This is a genomic window from Stenotrophomonas maltophilia group sp. vghtpe118, from assembly GCF_052605195.1.
This window is the reverse complement of the sequence record NZ_CP199672.1, coordinates 3,538,913-3,560,873: the sequence shown is the minus strand read 5'-3', so window position 1 is coordinate 3,560,873 and position 21,961 is coordinate 3,538,913. Positions and strand designations below refer to the sequence as shown.

The window sequence follows — 21,961 nt, the reverse complement described above, 5'->3', positions numbered from 1 at the left end:
GCGGAATGCTCGCAGGATAGCCATACTGGTGGCCACACGACGAGGAGAAGCGGGCACGATGGGCGAGATTCTGGTGCTGTATTACAGCCGGGGCGGTTCGGTGGCACGGCTGGCGCGCCAGATCGCGCGGGGCATCGGCGAAGTGCCGGGCATGACCGCGCGCCTGCGCACGGTGCCGCCGGTGGCCGCAGTGACCCAGACCGCGCAGCCGCCGGTACCCGACGATGGCGCCCCCTATGTAAGCGTGCAGGACCTGGTCGAATGCCAGGGCCTGCTGCTCGGCAGCCCGACCCGCTTCGGCAACATGGCCGCGCCGGTGAAGCATTTCCTGGATGGGCTGGGCGCCGAATGGGTCAATGGCACCCTCTCCGGCAAGCCGGCCGGCGTGTTCACGTCCACCGCATCCATGCATGGCGGGCAGGAATCGACCCTGCTGTCGATGCAGGTGCCGCTGCTGCACCATGGCTGCGTGATCGTCGGCATCCCGTTCACCGAACCGGCGCTGAGCCATACCACCAGTGGCGGCACACCCTATGGCGCCAGCCACGTAGCCGGTGCCGCCGACGACCCGCAGCCGACCGACGACGAAGCCGTGCTGGCGCGCGCGCTGGGGCGCCGGGTGGCCGGCATCGCGCAGCGGTTGGCCCGATGAGCGCCGCGCCGCGCACGGTCCTGCTGCTGGCCCTGATGGGGCTGGCCGCGCTGTTCGCGGGCTGGTTCATCAATGACAAGCACTGGCTGGCGACCCAGCTGGTGTTCACCGCGCCGCCGCTGGCGCTGGCCATCGCCGTGCGCCTGGGCTGGCGCAAGGCCGGATTCTGGGCCTCGGTACTGGCGCTGGGCTGGTTCAGCCACGGCGTGATGAGCGCCTGGAGCCACCCGGAAACGCGCTGGCTGGCGCTGATCGAGATCGCGCTGGCCCTCCTGGTGATCTTCAGCGCCAGCCTGCCCGGCCTGCGCGCCCGCTTCGGCAAGCAACGCTGACGCTGCGCCCGCTGGGTCGTATCATCTGCATTCCTGGCCCCGCGCCGCAGTACCTGTCCTGGTTTCGCGCATGCACATGATGGAAGAGCTCCTGGTCGTCACCACCGGTGGCACGATCGACAAGATCTACTTCGACGACAAGTCGGACTACCAGATCGGCGATCCGCAGATCGGCATGATCCTGCGCGAGCTGGGCGTGACGTTCCGCTTCAACGTGATTCCGATCCTGCGCAAGGATTCGCTGCACATCAACGATGAGGACCGCGAACTGATCCGCGCCACCATCGCCGCGCAGCCGACCCGGCACGTCCTGGTGACCCACGGCACCGACTCGATGGTGCAGACCGGCAAGGTGCTGGCGACAATCCCCGACAAGACCATCGTGATGACCGGCGCACTGAGCCCGGCACGCTTCCGCGGCTCGGATGCCGAGTTCAACATCGGCTGTGCGATCGGTGCGGTGCAGTCGCTGCCGAGCGGCGTGTACATCGCGATGAACGGGCGGATCTTCGACCCGCAGCACGTGCGCAAGAACGTGGCCGCGAACCGCTTCGAGTCGGTCTGAGGAACCGCGCGCCGACCAAGCTCGGCACCTGCCAGAGCGCTGCGCTTGTAGTGCCGAGCCATGCTCGGCAACCGCGTGCCAGCGCGGCACAACGGTCCGCAGCCAGAGCAGCCGAGCATGGGCTCGGCCCCACAGAAGCAAGAACGCCCCGGCCGAAGCCAGGGCGTGCCCTTGGAGAGGGACTTGGGCTCAGTACTGGGCGTTGAGGGTCACGCCCGAGAAGGTGCTGTAGGCCTTCACCCGCACATACCACGTGCCAGCGGCAGGGCTGTTGATGGTGCAGGTCTCGCTGTTGCCACTCAGGTACGGACGGCAGGTGTAGCTGGTATCGGTCGGGGCACTGCCCTGGCGCACGTACAGGTCGGCATCGCCGCTGCCGCCACTGATCGTCACGCGCAGCTGGATGCTACCGGCCGGAACGGCGACGGTGTAGTTCAGCTCGGCACCGGTCGCAGCGCCCAGGCCGGTCACCGGCACGTTGTTCTGCAGCACGTTGCCACCCGGGTTCGGGTTGCCACCGCCGTTGATCGCCGCATCCACGGCCGCGTTGGCGTCGACGATGCCGGCGCCGCAGCCACCGGAGCAGGCGCCCGGCAGCGGGCGTGCAGTGCTCTTGATGATGCTTTCGACCTGCGCCGGACTCAGTGCGCTCGGCGCCACCGACTGCATCAGCGCAACCACGCCGGCCACATGCGGCGCCGCCATCGAGGTGCCGTTGTACGACGCGTAGCTGGCGCTGCCCGGCGTGGTGGTACCGGTGTTGAGGGTGGACAGGATGCTCTGGCCCGGGCCGGAAATGTCGATGCCGGCACCGTAGTTGGAGAAGCTGGCACGCGCACCGGCCGAGGTCGTGGCCGCCACCGCGATCACGTTCGCGCAGTTGGCCGGCACCGACGAGGACACGTTGGTGTTGCTGTTGCCGGCGGCGACCACCACGGTGGTACCACGGCTGACCGCGCCGTTGATGGCGTTCTGGTAGGTGGCCGAGCAGGTGCCGCCACCACCCAGCGACATGTTGATGACCTCGGCCGGGTTGGCGTTGGCCGGCACGCCACTGACGGTGCCGCCAGAGGCCCACACGATCGCGTCGGCGATGTCGGAGGTGTAACCGCCGCACTTGCCCAGCACGCGCACCGGGACGACCTTGGCATTGAACGCAGTACCGGCCACGCCGGTGCTGTTGTTGGTCACCGCCGCCACGGTGCCGGCGACGTGGGTACCGTGCCAGCTGGAGTTGGAGGCCGGGATGCCCGAGCCGCACTCGTTGGCGCCGTACCAGTCGCCCTCGTCATTCGGGTTGTTGTCGCGGCCACCGCCATCGCGCGCCATCGCGGCATCGCTGATGAAGTCATAGCCAGGCAGGATGTTGGCGTTGAGATCGGGATGGTTGGTGATGCCGGTATCGATCACGGCCACCACCACGCCGGTGCCGGTGGCCTTGTCCCAGGCCGGCCGCACGTTGATCGACGCGTTGGAGGTACCGAAGCCCCACTGTTCGCTGAAGCGGGTGTCATTCGGGGTCAGCGTCGCACGCATGATCTGGTCGACTTCGACGTATTCCACGTTCGGGTCGGCGGCGAGCTTGCGCATCAGCAGCTCGGATTCGGCCTGGTCAAGCGGGCGATCGGTCTTGACCAGGGTCGGGCCAACGGCCAGCTTGCGGACCTCCTGCAGGCCCAGCGCGCGGCCCTGGCTGCTGGCCAGGCCGGCGGCGGCAGTCTTCAGAGAAGAGGCCAGTGCCGTGGTGTTGGCCACCGGCGCACTGCCGTCGCGGTACTTCACGATGAAGCGCTGGTGCGTCGGCGCGGACTGCAGGCCGCTGAGCTGGACGTCACCGGCCAGCGCAGGCGTGGCCAGCAGCAGCGATGACAGAACGGACGCACCAAGGACCACCCACACTCGACGCACACGCGGTTGCGTTACCTGGGACATCGTATTTCCCTTTCTTGTGGTGTGAATGCCGGAATCGGCAGAAGCACCGGCCCGAACCCTGGGCTGGCTTGCGTTGGCGAGGTTCGAAGTCCGATGAGTCAGCGGATCCCCCTAACGATCCGCCGTACATATGACGCTAATGGCCGAAACCGGACACCACAAGATTTTCAGCGTCTTTTCAGCAAGATGAAATGTTAGTTCTGAGACTTTTTGGGTCGAGGGTTTGTGAAGGTGAAGGAACTTTCTCGTGTCCTGCACAGACCTGACTGGGTCGTCACGTGTCCTGGAATGACTTTGCCGACATCGGCGTCCACCGATCCGGGGCAGATCCCTTTCTCACGCGGAAAGGGATCTGACCCCTTGGCTCGAAACGCAGAAAGCCCGTCGCGGGGACGGGCTTTCCAGAAGCGCAGCCGGGCGCGGGCCCGGCTCTACGATTCGATGTGGGCGATCAGCCCAGCTTGACCAGCCAGTTGTGGCGGTCCGGCAGGCGGCCGTACTGGATATCGGTCAGTTCCTTGCGCAGCGACATGGTCACTTCGCCGGCCGGCGCGTTGATGTCGCCCACCGAGAAGCCCTCGCCCTTCAGCTGGCCGATCGGGGTGACCACCGCGGCGGTGCCACAGGCAAACACTTCGCTGATCGCACCGGAGGCGACGCCGTCCTTCCACTCGTCGATGCTGACCTTGCGCTCTTCGACCTTCATGCCACGGTCGCGGGCCAGCTGCAGGATGCTCTCGCGGGTGATGCCCTCGAGGATGCTGCCCGACAGTTCCGGGGTGACCAGCGTGCCGTCCTTGTAGACCAGGAACACGTTCATGCCGCCCAGTTCTTCCAGGTACTTGCCTTCGACCGGGTCGAGGAACAGTACCTGCGAGCAGCCCTGCGCCTGCGCCTTCTGCTGCGGGAGCAGCGAGGCAGCGTAGTTGCCACCGCACTTGGCGGCACCGGTGCCGCCCTTGGCCGCACGCGCGTACTCGGTGGACAGCCAGATCGACACCGGGGCAACACCCTTGGCGAAGTACGGGCCGGCCGGGCTGGCGATGACGTAGTAGCCGGCCTTGTGCGCGCCGCGCACGCCGAGGAAGGCCTCGTCGCCGATCATGAACGGGCGGAAATACAGGCTCGACTCATCGGCCGAAGGCACCCAGTCACTGTCGACGGCGATCAGCTGCTTCAGCGATTCGACGAAGATCTCCACCGGCAGTTCCGGCAACGCCAGGCGCTGCGCCGAACGCTGCAGGCGACGGCCGTTGGCATCCGGGCGGAAGGTCCAGATCGAACCGTCGGCGTGGCGGTAGGCCTTGATGCCTTCGAAGATTTCCTGGCCGTAATGCAGCACGGCGGCGGCCGGGTCCAGCTGCAGCGGGCCGTAGGCGCGCACGTTGGCATTGTGCCAGCCGGCATCCTTGTCCCAGCGCACTTCCACCATGTGATCGGTGAAGTGCAGGCCGAAGCCCGGCTTCTCCAGGATCTTGGCGCGCTCTTCAGCGCTGCGCGGGTGGTCCGAACGGGTGACGGCGAAGCTGGGGATGGACTGGGACACCGGAGGATTCCTGTTCTGGTTGCGGGTAGTGCCAGGCCCGCGTCACTGCGGGCCCTGGGTCAAAGCATGCCGGTCTCTAGCCGGGCCGCCTCGGACATCATGTGCTGGTTCCACGGCGGGTCGAACACCAGGTCGACGTCGGCCTCGGCCACCGTCGGGATCATTTCAAGCTTGCTGCGCACGTCGTCGACCAGGATCTCGCCCATGCCGCAGCCCGGGGCGGTCAGGGTCATCTTCACGTCGATCTCGCGCTTGCCCTCATCCAGGTGCTTGATCTCGACTTCATAGACCAGGCCCAGTTCCACGATGTTGACCGGAATTTCCGGATCGAAGCAGGTGCGCAGCTGCTGCCACACCAGCTGCTCCACCTGTTCATCGGTGGCGTCGGCCGGCAACTCGAGCGGCGCCGGTGCCTCCTTGCCGATGGCATCGCCGTCCTTGCCGGCGATGCGGAACAGGTTGCCCTCGACGAACACCGAATAACTGCCGCCCAGCGCCTGGGTGATGTACCCATAGCTGCCGGCAGGCAGGGTCACGGTGTCGCCCTGCGGGACCATCACGGCCTCGCAATCGCGTTCGAAGTGGACAGGTTCGCTGCTACGGGAATACATGGGGACCGATATGGGGCCGTGGCCGAGGCCACGCAAGACGGCATTCTAGCCCAGCCGCCCCCGCACCGCCGGTGCACTGCGGCAAACCACAGTATCCTGTGGGTGATCTTCTGGGAGCTTCGATGTCCTCCAATGCCGCGCGTGCCAGGACCGTGACCTGGCTCTGGCCCCTCATGCTGCTGCTGGGCCTGTTTGTCGCTCCCCTCGCCTGGATGGTCCTGGCGCTGATGACCGGCCGGCAGGTCGGCTGGATGGCGGTGCTGGCCGCCCTGGAACTGGTGTTCATGCTGCGCCTGGGCACGCTGGGCCCAGGCCGGCTGCGCGTCGCCCTGGTCGTGCTCGGCACCCTGCTGGTGGCCGCCGTGGCCAACTGGGCCATCGCCAGCGCCTGGATGGGCGGCTCGATCGGACTGGACCTGTGGGATGCCACCACGCGGATGGGCCCGCACCTGGCCTGGACCCTGATCAGCCTGGCCAACGGCGCGGTGGAATGGCTGTGGCTGGCCGTGGCCGTGGCCGTAGGTGCCTGGCTGGCGCGCTGAGCGCGTAGAGATTCTTGGATTCGGTAGTGCCGGCCGCTGGCCGGCAAAGGCGTGCGGACCAGGGACCGCACCTACCCGCTGCAGCCACCACGCGCGGATGGGGTAGTGCCGGCCGCTGGCCGGCAAGGGGGGCAGAGCCCTTTCCTGCGGAAAGGGATCCGACCCCGGTCCTCAACTCAATGCCCGCCGTCGAGCGCCTTCAGTTCACTCACCAGCGAGGCCGCCGCTTCGGCGCCGTCGCCATAGAGCATGCGGGTGTTGTCGGCGTAGAACAGCGCATTCTCGATGCCGGCAAAACCGGTGCCCTTGCCACGCTTGATCACCACCACGTTGCGCGCGTTGACCACGTCCAGCACCGGCATGCCGTAGATCGGGCTGGCCGGGTCGGTCCGCGCCACCGGATTGACCACGTCGTTGGCACCGATCACCAGCACCACGTCGGTATTGGCGAACTCGGGGTTGATGTCGTCCATGTCGGCGATCAGATCGTAGGGCACGCCGGCCTCGGCCAGCAGCACGTTCATGTGCCCGGGCATGCGCCCGGCCACCGGGTGGATCGCGAACTTCACTTTCACGCCACGCTGGCCCAGCCGCTGCGCCAGTTCCCAGATCTTGTGCTGGGCCTGCGCCACCGCCATGCCGTAGCCGGGCACGATCACCACGCGCTCGGCAAAGGCCATCATCGCCGCGACGTCCGACGCTTCGATGGGCTTCTGCGCGCCGGTGATCGCCTGTGCCTCGCCTCCGGCACCGCCGCCGAAGTTGGAGAACAGCACGTTGCGGATCGGCCGGTTCATCGCCTTGGCCATCAACCGGGTCAGCAGAATGCCGGCCGCGCCGACCATCATGCCGGCGATGATCAGCGCCTCATTGCCCAGCACATAACCTTCGAAGGACACCGCCAGGCCGGTGAATGCGTTGTACAGCGAGATCACCACCGGCATGTCGGCGCCACCGATCGGCAACGTCATCAGCACGCCCAGTGCCAGCGCCAGCACGAAGAAGGCGACGATTGCCGAGGTGTTTAGCGTGCTGGCCGCGATGATCGCCAGCACCGCCACCGCCAGTGCCACCATCAGGTTCATCAGCTGCTGGCCGGGCCAGGTCACGCGCTTGTCCAGGCGTCCGTCCAGTTTGGCCCAGGCGATCACCGAACCGGACAGCGAGACCGCACCGATCGCCGCGCCGACCACCGCCAGCAGCAGCACCATGCCCGAGGGCTGGCGCGCGGCCAGGTCGGCCAGCGCCTGCTCGCTCCAATGGCGGGTATCGCGGTTGGCAAGGAAGGCATAGCGCAGCAGTTCCACCGCACCGATCGCCGCCGCCGAGCCACCGCCCATGCCGTTGTACAACGCCACCATCTGCGGCATGTCGGTGATGGCCACCTTGCCGGCCGACCACCAGGCCAGGCCCGCGCCCAGCAGCAGTGCGACCAGGATCAGCGGCACGTTGTGCAGTTCAGGCAGGAAGAAGGTCGCCACCGTGGCCAGCAGCATGCCCAGCCCGGCCCAGCGGATGCCGCTGCGCGCGGTCAGCGGCGAAGCCATGCGCTGCAGACCCAGCAGGAACAGCGTGGCGGCGACGAGGTAGCTGGCCTTGACCAGCCAGTCGAGCAGTTCGACGGTGCTGATGTTCAAGCCTGTGGCTCCTTCGGTTCGTCCCTGCCGCCCTTGGGCGCGCTCGGCTTGAACATCTCCAGCATGCGCGCAGTGACCACGTAGCCACCGGCGGCATTGCCGGCACCGAGCACCACGGCAAGGAAGCCCAGCGCCTTTTCCAGCGGCGTCTGCGCGTGCCCCAGCACCACCATCGCGCCGATCAGCACGATGCCGTGGATGAAGTTGGAACCCGACATCAGCGGGGTATGCAGGATCACCGGCACCCGCGAAATGATCACGTGGCCGGCGATGGCCGCCAGCATGAAGATGTACAGCGCTACGAACCCGTCACTCACTGGCAACGCTCCCGCTCTGTCTTCGTCGGCCCATCATAACCACGGGCTGAACCCGGCGCGCACCCGGCGTCAACCGCGGCGACGCTCACGCGTTGTCGATGGTGAGCCCGAGCGAGGAACCGTACCCTGTGCTGGTGAGCAGCCCCGTCCCCCCGAGCGCCGACACCGATGCCCTGCCGGCATCGCTGGAGGCGTTCCTGGCCAGCGTCGGCCCGCGCGCGTTCCGTTTCGCCGAGGCCGGCCTGCGCCAGCGCGAAGACGCCATGGACGCGGTGCAGGACGCGCTGATGCGCATGCTGGACTACGCAGACAAGCCAGCGGCCGAATGGGCGCCCCTGTTCTGGAGCATCCTGCGCCGCCGTGTGATCGACCTGCAGCGCCGGCGCCGTTTCCGCCTGCCGTTCTGGCGCGACAACCAGGACGCCGACGGAGTCGGGATCGACTGGGCCGACCCCGGCCCGGACCCGGCGCAGGCGCACGAACAGCGCCAGCAGTACCAGCAACTGGTGCAGGCGCTGCGTACCCTGCCCGCACGCCAGCGCGAGGCCTTCACCCTGCGCGTGCTGCAGGACCTGGACGGGGCCACCACCGCCCGCGCCATGGGCTGCAGCGAAGGCGCGGTAAAAACCCATCTGGCACGCGCCCGGCAGGCGCTGCAGGACTACCTGGAGACCCACCCGTGAACCGCTCCCTGCCTTCCGATGACACCCTGCGCGACCTGCACGCGCAGTCGCTGCAGGCGCTGTCGCCGGCCACGCTGGCACGGCTGCGCCTGGCGCGCCACGGCGCCAGCGCGGCCCGTCACGGGCGCTGGCGCTGGTGGCTGGCCAGCGCCTGTTCTCTGGTGGTGGCGCTGGGGGTCGGCCTGCAGTTCAGCGGCCACAGCCCCCTGTCGCCCGCCGTGCCGGCACCGGTGCTGGCCTCGATGGAAGACAACAGCGTGCTGTACGACGAAAATCCCGATCTGTACCTGTGGCTGGGCGATACCGACCTGGCGATGGAGTGAATCATGTCCCGACTGCACACCCTGCCCCTGCTGATGACCCTGTTGCTGCTGCCGGCCCTCCCGGCGCTGGCGCAGAGCGCCGCGCCCGCCCCTGCGGCGCGCCCTGCGCCGGCCACGCCGCTGCCGGCCTGGGAACAGTTGAGCGAAGCGCAGCGGGAATCGCTGCTGGCGCCACTGCGCGACCGCTGGAACAGCGCCGATGCCGGCCAGCGCCAGCGGATGCTCTCGCATGGCCAGCGCTGGCAGACGATGAGCCCGGAGGAGCGCGACAAGGCCCGCCGTGGCCTGCGCCGCTTCGAGCACATGAGCCCGGAACAGCGTGAGCAGGCCCGGGCCCTGTTCGGTCAGATGCGGGATCTGCCGCCCGCGCAGCGCGACGCACTGCGCGAGCGCTGGTCGCAGATGACGCCGGAGCAACGCAAGGACTGGGTGCGGGAGAACCCGCCGCCGGCGAAGCCGCGGTAAAGGCAACGTTCAACCCTTTGTGGAGCCGAGCCCACGCTCTGCTGCTCTATCGCGCCTGCGCAAGCCGAGCATGGGCTCGGCTCTACAGGAGGCAATGAGGTTCACCCCTGCCAGCGTGTCTTCGCCAGCAGCTCGTCGTCCCAGTCGAACCCGAGCTGGCCTTCGCGCACAAACAGCGCAACGAAGTTGAGCAGGTTGCGCGCATACATCTCGCTGGCCTGGGTCGCGCCGCGGCTGGCCAGGCCCAGCGGACCGTCGATGGTCACGCCCTGGTGTTCGATGCACTGCCCCGGCAGGGTCAGTGCGCAGTTGCCGCCACTTTCCGCCGCCAGATCAACAATGACGCTGCCGGTGGCCATGCCTTCCACCATCGCGGCGGTCACGATGGTCGGTGCCGGGCGGCCCGGTACCGCAGCCGTGCAGATCACCACGTCCACACTGCGCAGGTGGTCGGCCAGCCGACGCTGCTGCTCGGCGCGCTCGTCATCGGTCAGCGCCCGCGCATAGCCTCCCTCGCCCGCCGCGCTGACCCCGAGGTCGAGGAAGCGTGCACCCAGTGACTGGATCTGCTCGCGGGTTTCCGGGCGCACGTCGAAGCCTTCCACCTGTGCACCGAGGCGGCGCGCGGTGGCGATGGCCTGCAGGCCCGCCACGCCGGCACCGATCACCAGCACCTTGGCCGGCCGCACGGTGCCGGCAGCAGTGGTCAGCATCGGGAAGAAGCGCGGCGCGCGTTCGGCGGCGATCAGCGCCGCCTTGTAGCCGGCCATGCCGGCCTGCGAACTGAGTACATCCATCGCCTGCGCACGGGTGGTGCGCGGCAGCTGCTGCAGCGGGAACAGCTGCAGGCGGTCGCCAGCGGCCAATGCCGCAAGCGCCGGATCACTGGCCGGGGCCAGCAGGCCGACCACGCTGGCGCCGGGCTTGAGCTGTTCCAGCACCGCCGCAGGGGGGGCCTGCACGCACAGCAGGATATCGATCTCGGCCCAGCGGCCCGCGTCGAAGACGCGTGCACCGGCATCGTCATAGGCGGCGTCGGTGAAACCAGCGGCCAAACCCGCGCCCGCCTCATACCAGACGGCAATGCCCAAGGCCCCGAGCCTGCGCGCGGTCTCCGGCGTCAGTGCCACGCGCCGTTCGCCCGGCGCGGTCTCCTTGATCCCCAGCAACGCCACGGCCATGCAGATCCCCGCTGATCGGTGAGTTTCCCGATCCTAGCAGGCGGCACCCGCTCAGTGCAGCGTGGCGCTGCCCGGGTCGAGGCGATCGATCACGCCCTGCATGGCGCTGTCGAAGGCGCCATCATCAACGTGGGCACGCAGGCGACCCAGCCGCATCATCACCGCCAGCTCTTCAGGCGAGGCCACGCAGAAGCGCACGCCGCGACGGTTGACGAACAGCAGGCGCGAGGAAATCGGGCTGACCCAGGACAGCTTGCCCGCCTGCACCTTGCCATCCTTGTCGATGAAGTCCAGCCAGTTGCCGATTTCCATGCGGCGGAAGCGGTCGGCATCGGCGTTGTCGAAATCGTCGGCGTCAATCTGCCCGCCAAGCTCAACCGCCGGCGATTCAGCCACTGGCGGCGCCGGCAAGGCAACCTGCGGCAGCTCCGGCAGCGCACGCTGCAGTTCCGGCCGCGATTCGGCGATGCCCTGCAGGGTGTCATGCAGGGCATCAATGGCGGCGGTGGCCGCATCGCCGTGCACGCCGACGCTGGCAAACACCTTGGCCAGCACCGGCTGCCAGGCCTGCAGCCACGGCTTGCCGACGATCTGGCGGCGGGCCTCGGCCACTTCCTCAAGCAGGCCATCGCCAAGGCTCAATGCCTCGGCCACCGACGCGCCTTCTTCTCCCTCGCGCAGCAGCGCCAGGGTCAGATGATGCTGCCACGGCTGGCGCAGGAACTCGGCAATGGCCGGCGGCAGCGTGGCGTCACCGATGCGGCGGTCCAGTTCCGCACCGGCCCGGCTGCGGGCCATCTCCAGCTTTTCCTGGCCGCGCTGCGTTTCTGCGGCACGGCGCTCGGCGATTTCCACCCGGCGACGATGCTGCACCAGGAACTCGCGGAATTCCTCTTCCAGGGTCAGGAAGATCGCCAGGTTCTCGTTGAACTCGGCCACCAGGCGCTCGATGATCTCTTCGACCTTGGCCATCAGCATGCGCTCGGCCTGGCTCTCGCCGGTGTTGCCCTCGCAGGCCTCGGCCAGCGAGTTGAGCAGCTTGCGCGCCGGGTGGGTCTTCTGCACGAACATGCGGCGGTCGAGCATGGCGACCTTGACGAAAGGCACCACCAGGCGGCCGATCAGTTCGCGCGAGCGGCCTTCCAGTTCGCGCTCGTCCAGCATCACGTCGAACAGCATGCCGACCAGGTCGATGGCGTCCTCATCCTGCGGGTCCAGCCGGGTCTGGCCCGGATCGACGCCAAGCTGGGTAGCGCTGGACAGCACTTCGCTCTTCAGGCGCTGCGCCAGCGATTCGCCGTCCTCGCCGATGGCCGCGCGCAGGGTGGCGCTGGGCGTGGCCTGCAGCAGCGACAGCACCGACATCATTTCGCGCTGGCTGAGCGGGCGCTGCTGGCCAACCGCCACCTGCGCCGCAGACGTGGCATCCTCACGCACGTGGCGGGTCTGCTGCAGCAGTTCGTGCAGCGCTTCCAGCAGCATGCCCTGCTGGCCAGCGTAGGCCTCGCCGGTGGCGCCGTCATCGCCGCCCAGGTGCTGCTGCATATGCCCGCGGCGCTCGGACCAGCGGGCGGCGAAGCGCTGCGCCCAGGCCGGTGCGGCCTGCTCGTCATCGCTGAACCCCGGATCGACGCCCACGCCGTGGCGATGCTCGACCAGGTCATCCAGCATCCCGGCCATGCGCGGATCCGGTGCCGGCGGTTGTGGGCGCTGCGGAGCCCCCATCTGCGACATCACGCCGGCTGCGGCCAGCTGCTCGTCCAGCTTCTCGTAGATGCGACCGACTGGTGCACGCAGGTCGCGCTCGCACAGCTTGATCAGCACCAGATGCACTTCCGGGGCCAGTTCACAGCCGGCAAAGGCCTCGTGGATGGCCACGCCCAGGTGTTCGGGGCTGATCGGATTGTGGTCGGCGTCCAGTTCCGCGCCGCCGATCAACCGGCCCAGGCGGCGATCCAGCCGCGCCAGCACCGGCTTGAAGTCACGCAGCAACACAGTGGCGAAATTGCGCACCGCCAACCGGGATTCCAGCACATGCTCGGCCAGCAGGCTGAGCCCATCCTCGGCCGGCCCGGACAGGGTCGCCTCGGCTGACAGCGGCTCACCAGCCTCCAATGCGGCCCAGGCCTGCTGCAGGTGGCCTGCGAAAGCGGCCGCGATGTCCTCACGGCGCCGGCGCAGTTCGCGCATCGCGTCCAGGAACAGCAACTGCGACGAGCCGGCATTGCCGGCGCGGTCGAACAGGGCATCGTCGAAACGCGCCAGTGCCGCCCCGAAGGCCTGGCACAGCGCGGGCAGGACCATGTCCCGGGCACGCTGGAGCTGGGCCGGGTCACGGCCCGGCGATCCCATCGGTGTGGGCACGCTCATCATTCGGGAAGGCTCCCCACCTTCTCTGGTACGACAGACAGCATGGACATCGCGGCTTCCGGCACACCCCATGTACCGGAACGTCGATGGTAGGCCGGCCAGCCCGTCACGGACAGTGAAACAGTCCTCACTTCAAACCTCATGACCGGCGGCCCGGCAAGACAGATATCGTAAGCCGTGCAAGGCCCACGAGGCGAGGGGAAGCGGCTGTCCGTTTCCCGCCAGTGGCATGATGTTCATCACAGTTTGGTATTCAAGGGCCGGACGCGACACAAACGGCGTCATTGACCACCCCGACTATAATCAAACGCCCGTGATGACCGGTTCAGACTCCATGCCCGATCCTGCTGCCCTGCTCGCCCTGGATGCCCGCCGCTCGGTGCCCTCGCGGCAACTGGGCGAGCCCGGGCCGGACCCGGCCACCCTGCAGCGGATGCTGGCCTCGGCGGTGCGCGTGCCCGACCACGGCAAGCGCGTGCCGTTCCGCTTCCTGAAAATCGCAGGCGATGCACGTCACACTCTGGGCGAGTTCCTGGCTGAACGCAGCCGCCAGCGCGACCCACATGCGGGCGAGGCCGTGTTCGAGAAGGACCGCCAGCGTTTCAGCCACGCACCGCTGGTGATCGTGGTGGTGGCCAGCCCGCGGCCGGACCCGAAGGTGCCCGAACAGGAACAGCTGATGACCGCCGGCTGCGTCTGTTTCGCCCTGCTGCAGGCCGCGCAGGCGCTGGGTTTCGGCGCACAGTGGCTGACCGCCTGGATGGCCTTCGATCCAGCCGTGCAGGCCCACCTGGGCCTGGTCGACGGCGAACGCATCGCCGGCTTCATCCACATCGGTACGCCCAAGGCCGACGTACCCGAGCGCGAGCGCCCCGACCCGGCGGCCCTGCTGCGCGACTGGACGCCCCCGGCATGACCCTGCCGGCCGCCCCGCCGTCGCTGTACCTGGTTGATGCCAGCATCTACGTGTTCCGTGCCTGGCATTCACTGCCAGACCAGTTCCAGGACGCACAGGGCTGGCCCACCAATGCGGTGCACGGCTTCGCCCGCTTCCTGCTGGACCTGCTCGAGCGCGAGCGCCCGCGGCACATCGCCATCGCCTTCGACGAAGCGCTCGACAGCGGTTTCCGCCACCGGCTGTATCCGGCCTACAAGGCCAACCGCGAGCCGGCACCGGAGGCGCTCAAGCGCCAGTTCGTGCACTGCAAGGCGCTGTGCGCGGCGCTGGGCCTTGCGGTCCTGGCCCACCACGACTACGAGGCCGACGACCTGATCGGCAGCGCCCTGCACGTACACCGGGGCAGCCATCGCGGGGTGATCATCTCCGCCGACAAGGACCTGTCGCAGCTGCTGGTCGACCATGACGAGCAGTGGGACTACGCCCGCAACCAGCGCTGGAACGTGGCCGGGGTGAAGGCGCGGCACGGCGTGCACGCGCACCAGATCGCCGACTACCTGGCGCTGTGTGGCGATGCGGTGGACAACATTCCCGGTGTCAGTGGCGTCGGCAGCAAATCGGCCGCCGTGCTGCTGGCCCATTTCGGCAGCATGGATGCGCTGTTCGAACGACTGGACGAAGTGCCGTTCCTGCGCCTGCGTGGCGCTGCACAGATGGCAGTGCGGCTGCGCGAGCAGCGCGAGCACGCCCAGCTCTGGCGCCAGCTGACCACCATCGCGCTGGACGCGCCGTTGGAGGGCAGCCAGCCCGGACTGCTGCGCCAATCGGCCGATCCAGAGCTGCTCGGTGGCCTGTGCCAGACCCTGCGCTTCGGCCCGATGACCCGCCGCCGGCTGTTCGACGCCGCCGGCGTGGCCGATCCTCTTCCCTCCCACAGCGAGCCCGCATGAGCCAGCGCAATACCGAAGCCCCGCGCGTCGTCTACGAAGGCAAGTACCAGCGCATGCTGGTGCGCGGTACCTGGGAGTACAGCGAACGCACCCATGCCGGTGGCCTGGCCGCGATCATCATCGCCGTCACCCCGGAGGACAAGGTGCTGTTCGTCGAACAGTTCCGTGTACCGCTGCAGGCGCCCACCATCGAAATGCCGGCCGGCCTGGTCGGCGACATCCACGCCGGCGAATCGATCGAAGTCTCGGCGGTGCGTGAACTGGAAGAAGAAACAGGTTGGACCGCCGATCACGCCGAAGTGCTGATGATCGGCCCGACGTCTTCCGGCGCCAGCAGCGAGAAGATCGCCTTCGTGCGCGCCACCGGCCTGCGCCGCATCGGCGAAGGGGGCGGTGATGACAGCGAGGACATCACCGTGCACGAGATTCCACGCAATGAGGCTGCAGCGTGGCTGGTGCAGAAGATGGGCGAAGGCTACGAGCTGGACGCCAAGCTCTGGGCCGGGCTGTGGATGATCGAGCACCACCTGGACGGGCGCCCGCGTGGCTGACGCTGACCTGCACAGGCTGCCTGCGTTGCTCGGCGCCGACGACCCGGCGATCTACACGATCCACCGGGCGCAGGGCGTCTCGCCCTACCTCCTGCTGGCCGACCACGCCGGCCAGCAGGTGCCGCGTGCGCTGACCGGGCTCGGCCTGCCCCAGGCCGAGCTGGACCGCCATATCGGCTGGGACATCGGCATCGCCGGCACCACCCGTGCACTGGCCGAACGGCTCGATGCCTGGGCGATCGAACAGACGTACTCGCGGCTGCTGATCGACTGCAACCGCCCACTGGCCTCACCGACGCTGATTCCGGAGGTGAGCGACCACACCGTGGTGCCGGGCAATGCCGGGCTGTCGGCGGCGCAGCGCCAGCAGCGCATCGATGCGATCCACGCGCCGTACCATGCACGCATCGAGACCGAGCTTGATGCGCGCCGTGATGCCGGCCAGCCCACCCTGCTGGTGATGATGCACAGCTTCACCCCCGTGATGAACGGCACGCAGCGGCCCTGGCACGCCGGCGTGCTGTACCACCAGGACATGCGTTTTGCCCATGCCCTGCTGCAGGCATTGCGCGAAGAAGGCGACCTGGTGGTGGGGGACAACGAACCGTATTCGGTCAGCAGTACCAGCGACTACGCGGTGCCGGTGCATGGCGAAGGCCGCGGGCTGGTGCACGTGGAACTGGAGATCCGCCAGGACCTCATTGCCGATATGGCAGGGCAGCAGGCGTGGGCCGAGCGGTTGGCGCGGATCTTCAGCGCGCTGCAACCGGAGTTGCTGGCGCTGGGTTGAACGCGCGTGGTTCCATCCCGTATCGGTAGTGCCGGCCGCTGGCCGGCAACCTCAGTGATCCAACCACCCCGAGGTTGCCGGCCAGCGGCCGGCACTACCACAGGCGCGGCACATCCGCCCACGGCAGCGCCTTCAATCATGCCTCGTTGGCCGGGCAGACGGTGGCGGCCGATTCGGCCGGTGCCGGGCGCAGGCCCAGCGCGATCACCACGCCGAACAGTGAAAACAAGGCGGCACCGTATTCGGCGCGCACCAGCCCGGCCAGTGCACTCGGCGAACCGGCTGTACCGGCATCGGCATTGGCCACCATCACCAGCACGGCCAGGCCCAGCGCACCACCGATCTGCTGCGCGGTCGCCGCCATGCCAGATGCAACACCCTGCTGTGCGGACGGCACGCCCTGCCCGGCCACGATCCACATCGAGGTCCAGGTCATGCCCTGGCCGATGCTCAGCACTACCACGCCCGGCAGCAGCGGCCAGAAGTTCGCGCCGTGCGGCAGCGTCGCGGCCACCCAGGCGATACCGATGGCGCCGGCCAGCTGCCCGATCACCAGCACCTTGCGCGCGCTCCAGCGCTGCAGCGTCCACTCGGCCAGCTGGATGCCGACCGTGCACACCGCAGTGGCGGGCAGGAACGCCAGGCCGGCCTGCAGCGGGCTCCAGCCGTAGCCGTCCTGGAAGTACAGCGCCATGAAGTAGTACTGCACCCCATAGCTGCTCATGAAGGCGAAGGTCAGGCCCAGTGCCGCGCGCAGTCCGGGCAGCCGCAGCAACGCGAACTGCATCAGCGGATCGCGGCTGCGCTGTTCGATCTGCACGAACGCCACCAGCAGCAGCACCGACAGCAGCAGGCAGCCCAGCGTGGCCGGCGCAGTCCAGCCCCACTCCGGCCCTTGCACGAGGGTAGTGACCAGCAGGCTGCCGCCGGCAGTGACGGTGATGCAGCCGGCCAGATCGAACGAGCGGCCCTGCGCACGCGGGCCATCGGCCGGCAACCACGCACCCGCAGTCACCGCGCAGGTGGTGGCCAGCGGCACGATCACCGCCAGCACCGCCGGCCAGCCGAACGCCTGGGTCAGCACGCCACCGAGCAGCGTGCCCAGCGCCAGGCCCACCGCGCTGGCCATGCTCCAGATCGCAAGTGCACGGTTGCGCACCGGACCTTCCGCATACAACGTGTTGATCAGCGCCAGCGTGGCAGGGAACAGCAATGCCGCGCCGATGCCCTGCGCCGCACGCGCGATGATCAGCAGGGTGGCGTTCGGCGCCAGCGCGCCGAGCAGCGATGCCAGTGCGAACAGCAGCATGCCCAGCCGGTAGAAGCGGCGGCGGCCGATCAGGTCGGCGGCACGCCCGCCCAGCAGCAGGCTGCCGCCAAAGGCCACGGTGTAGGCACTGACCACCCATTGCAGCTGCTGTGCGTTGATCTCCAGCGCGCGCCCCATGTCATGCAGGGCGACGAAGATGATGGTGGCGTCCAGGGCGATGATCAGCTGGGCGGTGGCCAGCAGGGCCAGCGCCCAGCGCGGGTACTTGAGGGGAGGCATCGACGCTCCGGTGCTGTGGGGGAGCGCAGTCTCATTGATGCAGAGCCATCAATAAACCCCTTTCCGGCCATATCTGTCATGATTTTCAGCATGAATGGAACCTCGATGGACCTCAATGCCGTGCGCATGCTGGTGCAGGTGGCCGAAGCACGCAGTTTCACCGTCGCCGCCGGGCAGCTGGGCCTGAGCCAGTCAGGCCTGTCGCGCGCGATCAGTCGGCTGGAGGCCACGCTGGGGGTGAAGCTGCTGCAGCGAAACACCCGCAACGTGGCACTGACCCCGGATGGTCGCCAGTTCGTCGATCAGGTCGCGCCCCTGCTGTGCGGTCTCGAAGACGCCGAACGCCAGTTGGCCGACCGTCCGTGCACGCCCTCGGGCACCCTGAAGATCAGTGCGCCCTCGATGTTCGGGCGCAAGGTGCTGGTACCGCTGCTGGGGCCGATGCTGCAGCAGCACCCACAACTGCAGGTGGAAGCCGTGCTCAACGACCGCCTGGTCGATCTGGTCGAGGAAGGCTTCGATGCCGCGCTGCGCACCGGCGTCATTGCCGACCAGCGCATCGTCGCGCGGCCACTGCGGCCGCTGCGCTGGGTGACGGTGGCCAGCCCGGACTACCTCGACCGCTGTGGCGCGCCCGACGATGTGGCCGCCTTGCGGGATCATGCCTGCCTGGCGGTGCGCAACCTGCGCAGTGGCCGGCTGGTGGACTGGCAGTTCCTGCAGGACGGCCAGCTTCACGACTTCACGCCACCGGCGCGGATGGTGTTCGACAGCGGCGATCCGCTGGTGGAAGCGGCCATCGCCGGTATCGGCATCGTGCAGGTGATGGATTTCGCGGTGGCCGATGCGTTGGCCGACGGCCGCCTGCAGCGCGTACTGCAGCCGTTTGAGGGCCGCAGCCGCGCGCTGTCACTGATCTACCCGCCGTCGCGCCAGCATTCGCCGAAACTGCAGGTACTGGCCGACGCGTTGCTGGCTGGGGACTGGTAGCGCCGACCGCTGGCCGGCGCCTGCAAATCCAGACGTTTCACGTGTGGACTGCGGTAGATCCACGCCATGCGTGGATGGGGTTGGCAGCGTCGGGCCATGCCCGGCGCTACCGGTGCGGCGTTGCCGGCCAGCGGCCGGCACTACCGGTCAGGCGAAGCTATCGGTGGCGCGCACCAGCGCGTCCACGTTCTCGGCCTCGAACGCCGAGTGGCCCGAGGCCGGGGTGATTTCCAGCTTCGCCTTCGGCCACACCTTGGTCAGATCCCAGGCATTGGCCAGCGGGCAGACGACGTCGTAGCGGCCGTGCACGATCACGCCCGGGATGTCGGCGATGCGGTGCGCGTCGCGCAGCAGCTGGTCTTCCACTTCGAAGAAGCCGCCGTTGACGAAGTAGTGGTTCTCGATGCGGGCAAACGCCAGCGCGAAATGCGGGTCTTCGTGGCTGTTGATGAAGTCATCATCCACATGCAGGAAGCTGGTCGCGCCTTCCCACACCGCCCACGCCTTGGCCGCTTCCAGGCGGGTGGTTTCGTCGTCGCTGGTCAGGCGGCGGTGGAAGGCCGAGATCAGGTCATGACGCTCCACCGACGGGATCGGCTTGAGGTAGTGCTCCCACGCATCCGGGAACAGGCGGTTGGCGCCTTCCTGGTAGAACCATTCCAGCTCCCAGCGACGCAGCATGAAGATGCCGCGCAGGACCAGTTCGGTCACGCGCTGCGGGTGGGTTTCGGCATAGGCCAGGGCCAGGGTCGAGCCCCAGCTGCCACCGAACACCTGCCAGCGATCGACCTTCAGGTGCTCGCGCAGCTTCTCGATATCGGCGACGAGGTCCCAGGTGGTGTTGTCCACCAGATCCGCGTGCGGGGTGGAACGGCCAGCACCGCGCTGGTCGAACAGGATGATGCGGTACTTGGATGGGTCGTGGAACTGGCGCATCTTGTCGCTGCAGCCGCCACCCGGGCCACCATGCAGCATCACCACCGGCTTGCCTTCCGGGTTGCCGCACTGTTCGAAGTACAGCGTGTGGCGGTCGTCGACCTTCAGGGTGCCGACGTCGTAGGGGGTGATGGCGGGGTACAGCGTACGCATGCTTGCAGCTCCAGGGTGATGCCCTGCCGGGGCAGGAGAACCTCCATTCTAGGCCGGACGCCGGCCCAGGGTGATGCGGTCGCGCTGCTCCAGGTCCTGCACGGTCTGCACCTCGGCAAATCCCGCCGCCTCGAACAGTGCCCGGATCGCGGCGCCCTGGTCCCAACCGTGCTCGATCAGCAACCAACCGCCGGGCCGCAGGTGGGCCTGGCCACCCTCGACGATGCGGCGGATGTCATCCAGGCCGTCCATGCCCGAGGCCAGCGCGGTAGACGGTTCGAAGCGCAGGTCGCCCTGTTCCAGGTGCGGGTCGTTGCTGGCGATGTACGGCGGATTGCTGGCGATCAGGTCGAAGCGCACGCCCTGCAGCGGCCCATACCAGTCGTGCCCGCCCTCGGCGAAACGGACGTTGTCCAGTTCATGGCGGGCGGCATTGCGCGCGGCCACGGCCAGCGCGCCCGGGCTGGCATCGGTGGCCAGCACCTGTGCCCGGGGCCGTTCGCTGGCCAGTGCCAGTGCGATCGCACCGCTGCCGGTACCGAGGTCGGCCAGCTGCAACGCCTGGTCCGGCGGCAGTCGCTCCAGCGCCAACTCGACCAGCAGCTCGGTTTCCGGGCGCGGGATCAGCGTGGCCGGGTCGACCTCCAGGTCCAGCGTCCAGAAACCGCGGCGCCCGGTCAGGTAGGCAACCGGCTCACCGGCCACACGGCGGGCCAGCAAGGCTTCGAAGGCGGCCTGGTCATTGGCGGCCAGCGGATCGGTGGCATGGGCGAACAGCCAGCTGCGCGGGCGCTGCAGTACATGCAGCAGCAGCAGTTCGGCTTCGTGGCGGGCGTCGACACCGCCCAAGCGGGCACTGGCGTCGGCTACGACCTGACGCAGAGTGGGTTCGGGTTGGAAAGACATGTCTCAATTGTAGAGCCGAGCCGATGCTCGGCTGCTGCTGGAACAGCCGAGCATCGGCTCGGCTCTACAGATCCACCTTCGAGCATGGCTCGACGCTACAAAAAAGCTGGAATCCGTTCAGGTTTCGCCAGAGGGTATAAGGAGGGGCTATCAGCCCTCTTCTCACATCCCGGGCGATTTTCCTTGCCACACAAGCAGTTACAGGATAGGAGCGGCACGGTTCAGTGCCTACTCATGGCAATTTGATAGACTCCATCTATCAAATAGATGCAATCAATGGATTGTTCTTATCGCGAGCGAATGGGTAACCTAGCTCCTGTCGATTCACCCACTCCCCTTCACCAGAGGAAAAATGATGTCCCTCATCAATACCCAGATCCAGCCGTTCGAAGCCAACGCCTACCACAACGGCGAGTTCATCAAGGTTTCCGACGCCAGCCTGAAGGGCCAGTGGTCCGTCCTGATCTTCATGCCGGCCGCCTTCACCTTCAACTGCCCGACCGAGATCGAAGACGCGGCCGACCACTACGCCGAGTTCAAGAAGGCCGGCGCCGAGGTCTACATCGTCACCACCGACACCCACTTCTCGCACAAGGTGTGGCACGAAACCTCGCCGGCCGTCGGCAAGGCCCAGTTCCCGCTGGTCGGCGACCCGACCCACCAGCTGACCAACGCCTTCGGCGTGCACATTCCGGAAGAAGGCCTGGCCCTGCGCGGCACCTTCATCATCAACCCGGAAGGCGTGATCAAGACCCTGGAGATCCACTCCAACGAGATCGCCCGTGACGTGTCCGAGACCCTGCGCAAGCTGAAGGCTGCCCAGTTCACCGCCGCCAACCCGAACCAGGTCTGCCCGGCCAAGTGGAAGGAAGGCGAGAAGACCCTGACCCCGTCGCTGGACCTGGTCGGCAAGATCTAAGGCAGTACCGGCCTGCCGTGGCCCCACGCCACGGCGCGCCCTTCATCCCCGTGCCGGTCCCCCCGCCGGCGTGGGGGTGAACCCAAGACAGCCAACGCGCGCCAGCTTTGGCCAGCCAGCCCCTTCCACGGTCGCTGTCTTGGGTTCACCCCTACCCCCTGCT

At 67.9% G+C, this 21,961-nt stretch carries 23 protein-coding genes; 13 read left to right on the top strand and 10 right to left on the bottom strand.

From position 1 onward, the window contains the following. Window positions 1-58: 58 nt before the first annotated feature. The 3 genes from wrbA to ACUDTM_RS16180 all read left to right on the top strand — a co-directional run bounded on the left by wrbA (window position 59) and on the right by ACUDTM_RS16180 (window position 1,549). Complete coding sequence (wrbA, locus tag ACUDTM_RS16190) at window positions 59-652, top strand: NAD(P)H:quinone oxidoreductase (protein WP_049438254.1); 594 nt, start codon at window positions 59-61, stop codon at window positions 650-652. Then, window positions 649-984, top strand: coding sequence for a DUF2069 domain-containing protein (locus tag ACUDTM_RS16185; protein WP_005415388.1), 336 nt, complete (start codon window positions 649-651; stop codon window positions 982-984). The genes wrbA and ACUDTM_RS16185 overlap by 4 nt, the downstream gene beginning before the upstream one ends. 79 nt (window positions 985-1,063) lie before the next feature. Continuing rightward, window positions 1,064-1,549, top strand: a complete 486-nt coding sequence (locus tag ACUDTM_RS16180; protein ID WP_010481766.1) for an asparaginase domain-containing protein — start codon at window positions 1,064-1,066, stop codon at window positions 1,547-1,549. Between the two features lie 189 nt (window positions 1,550-1,738). On the opposite strand, the gene ACUDTM_RS16175 is transcribed toward ACUDTM_RS16180, so the two are convergent. From ACUDTM_RS16175 to sufT, 3 genes are all read right to left on the bottom strand, one after another. Next, window positions 1,739-3,481 (bottom strand): S8 family peptidase, encoded by a 1,743-nt coding sequence (locus tag ACUDTM_RS16175; RefSeq protein ID WP_445391412.1) that lies wholly within the window; start codon window positions 3,479-3,481, stop codon window positions 1,739-1,741. Between the two features lie 451 nt (window positions 3,482-3,932). Then, complete coding sequence (locus tag ACUDTM_RS16170; protein WP_005412326.1) at window positions 3,933-5,027, bottom strand: branched-chain amino acid aminotransferase; 1,095 nt, start codon at window positions 5,025-5,027, stop codon at window positions 3,933-3,935. 59 nt (window positions 5,028-5,086) lie between these two features. After that, window positions 5,087-5,638, bottom strand: coding sequence for a putative Fe-S cluster assembly protein SufT (gene sufT / locus ACUDTM_RS16165; protein WP_005415385.1), 552 nt, complete (start codon window positions 5,636-5,638; stop codon window positions 5,087-5,089). A 122-nt stretch (window positions 5,639-5,760) separates the two neighbouring features. Here sufT and ACUDTM_RS16160 point away from each other — a divergent pair, with 122 nt between their 5' ends. Next, entirely contained in the window at window positions 5,761-6,180 is a 420-nt protein-coding gene (locus ACUDTM_RS16160) for a membrane protein (RefSeq protein ID WP_032953950.1), read from the top strand. A 176-nt stretch (window positions 6,181-6,356) separates the two neighbouring features. On the opposite strand, the gene ACUDTM_RS16155 is transcribed toward ACUDTM_RS16160, so the two are convergent. Continuing rightward, window positions 6,357-7,817 (bottom strand): NAD(P)(+) transhydrogenase (Re/Si-specific) subunit beta, encoded by a 1,461-nt coding sequence (locus tag ACUDTM_RS16155; protein ID WP_072167909.1) that lies wholly within the window; start codon window positions 7,815-7,817, stop codon window positions 6,357-6,359. Continuing rightward, window positions 7,814-8,134, bottom strand: coding sequence for an NAD(P) transhydrogenase subunit alpha (locus tag ACUDTM_RS16150; RefSeq protein ID WP_005415382.1), 321 nt, complete (start codon window positions 8,132-8,134; stop codon window positions 7,814-7,816). The genes ACUDTM_RS16155 and ACUDTM_RS16150 overlap by 4 nt, the downstream gene beginning before the upstream one ends. 98 nt (window positions 8,135-8,232) lie before the next feature. Here ACUDTM_RS16150 and ACUDTM_RS16145 point away from each other — a divergent pair, with 98 nt between their 5' ends. From ACUDTM_RS16145 to ACUDTM_RS16135, 3 genes are read left to right on the top strand one after another with little or no spacing between them, the layout of a single operon-like run. Next, window positions 8,233-8,817, top strand: coding sequence for an RNA polymerase sigma factor (locus ACUDTM_RS16145; protein WP_082783364.1), 585 nt, complete (start codon window positions 8,233-8,235; stop codon window positions 8,815-8,817). Beyond that, window positions 8,814-9,140, top strand: coding sequence for a hypothetical protein (locus ACUDTM_RS16140; RefSeq protein ID WP_072167907.1), 327 nt, complete (start codon window positions 8,814-8,816; stop codon window positions 9,138-9,140). Before ACUDTM_RS16145 ends, ACUDTM_RS16140 begins: the two co-directional genes overlap by 4 nt. Window positions 9,141-9,143: 3 nt before the next feature. Then, complete coding sequence (locus ACUDTM_RS16135; protein WP_049414516.1) at window positions 9,144-9,605, top strand: DUF3106 domain-containing protein; 462 nt, start codon at window positions 9,144-9,146, stop codon at window positions 9,603-9,605. Window positions 9,606-9,706: 101 nt separating this feature from the next. On the opposite strand, the gene ACUDTM_RS16130 is transcribed toward ACUDTM_RS16135, so the two are convergent. Further along, window positions 9,707-10,786, bottom strand: coding sequence for an NAD(P) transhydrogenase subunit alpha (locus ACUDTM_RS16130; protein WP_445391411.1), 1,080 nt, complete (start codon window positions 10,784-10,786; stop codon window positions 9,707-9,709). A 51-nt stretch (window positions 10,787-10,837) separates the two neighbouring features. Beyond that, entirely contained in the window at window positions 10,838-13,159 is a 2,322-nt protein-coding gene (locus ACUDTM_RS16125) for a DUF1631 domain-containing protein (protein ID WP_088496470.1), read from the bottom strand. Window positions 13,160-13,490: 331 nt separating this feature from the next. Between ACUDTM_RS16125 and ACUDTM_RS16120 the strand changes: the two genes are divergently transcribed. Genes ACUDTM_RS16120 through ACUDTM_RS16105 form a run of 4 tightly spaced genes read left to right on the top strand, consistent with a single transcriptional unit; the run spans window position 13,491 to window position 16,345 of the window. Then, the gene (locus ACUDTM_RS16120) at window positions 13,491-14,072 is read left to right on the top strand and encodes a nitroreductase family protein (protein ID WP_061480136.1); all 582 of its coding nucleotides are present in this window, start codon (window positions 13,491-13,493) and stop codon (window positions 14,070-14,072) included. Beyond that, a complete protein-coding gene (locus tag ACUDTM_RS16115; protein ID WP_088496471.1) occupies window positions 14,069-15,004 on the top strand; it encodes a 5'-3' exonuclease in 936 nt (311 codons plus the stop codon). The genes ACUDTM_RS16120 and ACUDTM_RS16115 overlap by 4 nt, the downstream gene beginning before the upstream one ends. Continuing rightward, a complete protein-coding gene (locus ACUDTM_RS16110; protein ID WP_061480126.1) occupies window positions 15,001-15,555 on the top strand; it encodes an NUDIX hydrolase in 555 nt (184 codons plus the stop codon). The genes ACUDTM_RS16115 and ACUDTM_RS16110 overlap by 4 nt, the downstream gene beginning before the upstream one ends. Then, complete coding sequence (locus ACUDTM_RS16105; protein ID WP_151355227.1) at window positions 15,548-16,345, top strand: N-formylglutamate amidohydrolase; 798 nt, start codon at window positions 15,548-15,550, stop codon at window positions 16,343-16,345. Before ACUDTM_RS16110 ends, ACUDTM_RS16105 begins: the two co-directional genes overlap by 8 nt. Window positions 16,346-16,481: 136 nt before the next feature. Here ACUDTM_RS16105 and ACUDTM_RS16100 read toward each other — a convergent pair whose 3' ends face one another. Further along, a complete protein-coding gene (locus ACUDTM_RS16100) occupies window positions 16,482-17,894 on the bottom strand; it encodes an MFS transporter (RefSeq protein ID WP_111201065.1) in 1,413 nt (470 codons plus the stop codon). Window positions 17,895-17,999: 105 nt separating this feature from the next. Between ACUDTM_RS16100 and ACUDTM_RS16095 the strand changes: the two genes are divergently transcribed. Next, window positions 18,000-18,884, top strand: a complete 885-nt coding sequence (locus ACUDTM_RS16095; RefSeq protein ID WP_088497420.1) for a LysR family transcriptional regulator — start codon at window positions 18,000-18,002, stop codon at window positions 18,882-18,884. A 147-nt stretch (window positions 18,885-19,031) separates the two neighbouring features. Here the strand turns inward: ACUDTM_RS16095 and pip are convergent, their stop codons facing one another. Together pip and prmC are read right to left on the bottom strand one after the other, a co-directional pair. After that, window positions 19,032-19,973: a prolyl aminopeptidase gene (gene pip, locus ACUDTM_RS16090; protein ID WP_088497418.1), complete on the bottom strand. Its 942-nt coding sequence runs from the start codon at window positions 19,971-19,973 to the stop codon at window positions 19,032-19,034. Window positions 19,974-20,021: 48 nt separating this feature from the next. Then, window positions 20,022-20,879 (bottom strand): peptide chain release factor N(5)-glutamine methyltransferase, encoded by an 858-nt coding sequence (gene prmC, locus ACUDTM_RS16085; RefSeq protein ID WP_334271843.1) that lies wholly within the window; start codon window positions 20,877-20,879, stop codon window positions 20,022-20,024. A 355-nt stretch (window positions 20,880-21,234) separates the two neighbouring features. Here prmC and ahpC point away from each other — a divergent pair, with 355 nt between their 5' ends. Beyond that, entirely contained in the window at window positions 21,235-21,798 is a 564-nt protein-coding gene (ahpC, locus tag ACUDTM_RS16080) for an alkyl hydroperoxide reductase subunit C (RefSeq protein WP_005408159.1), read from the top strand. The last annotated feature ends 163 nt before the right edge of the window (window positions 21,799-21,961 follow it).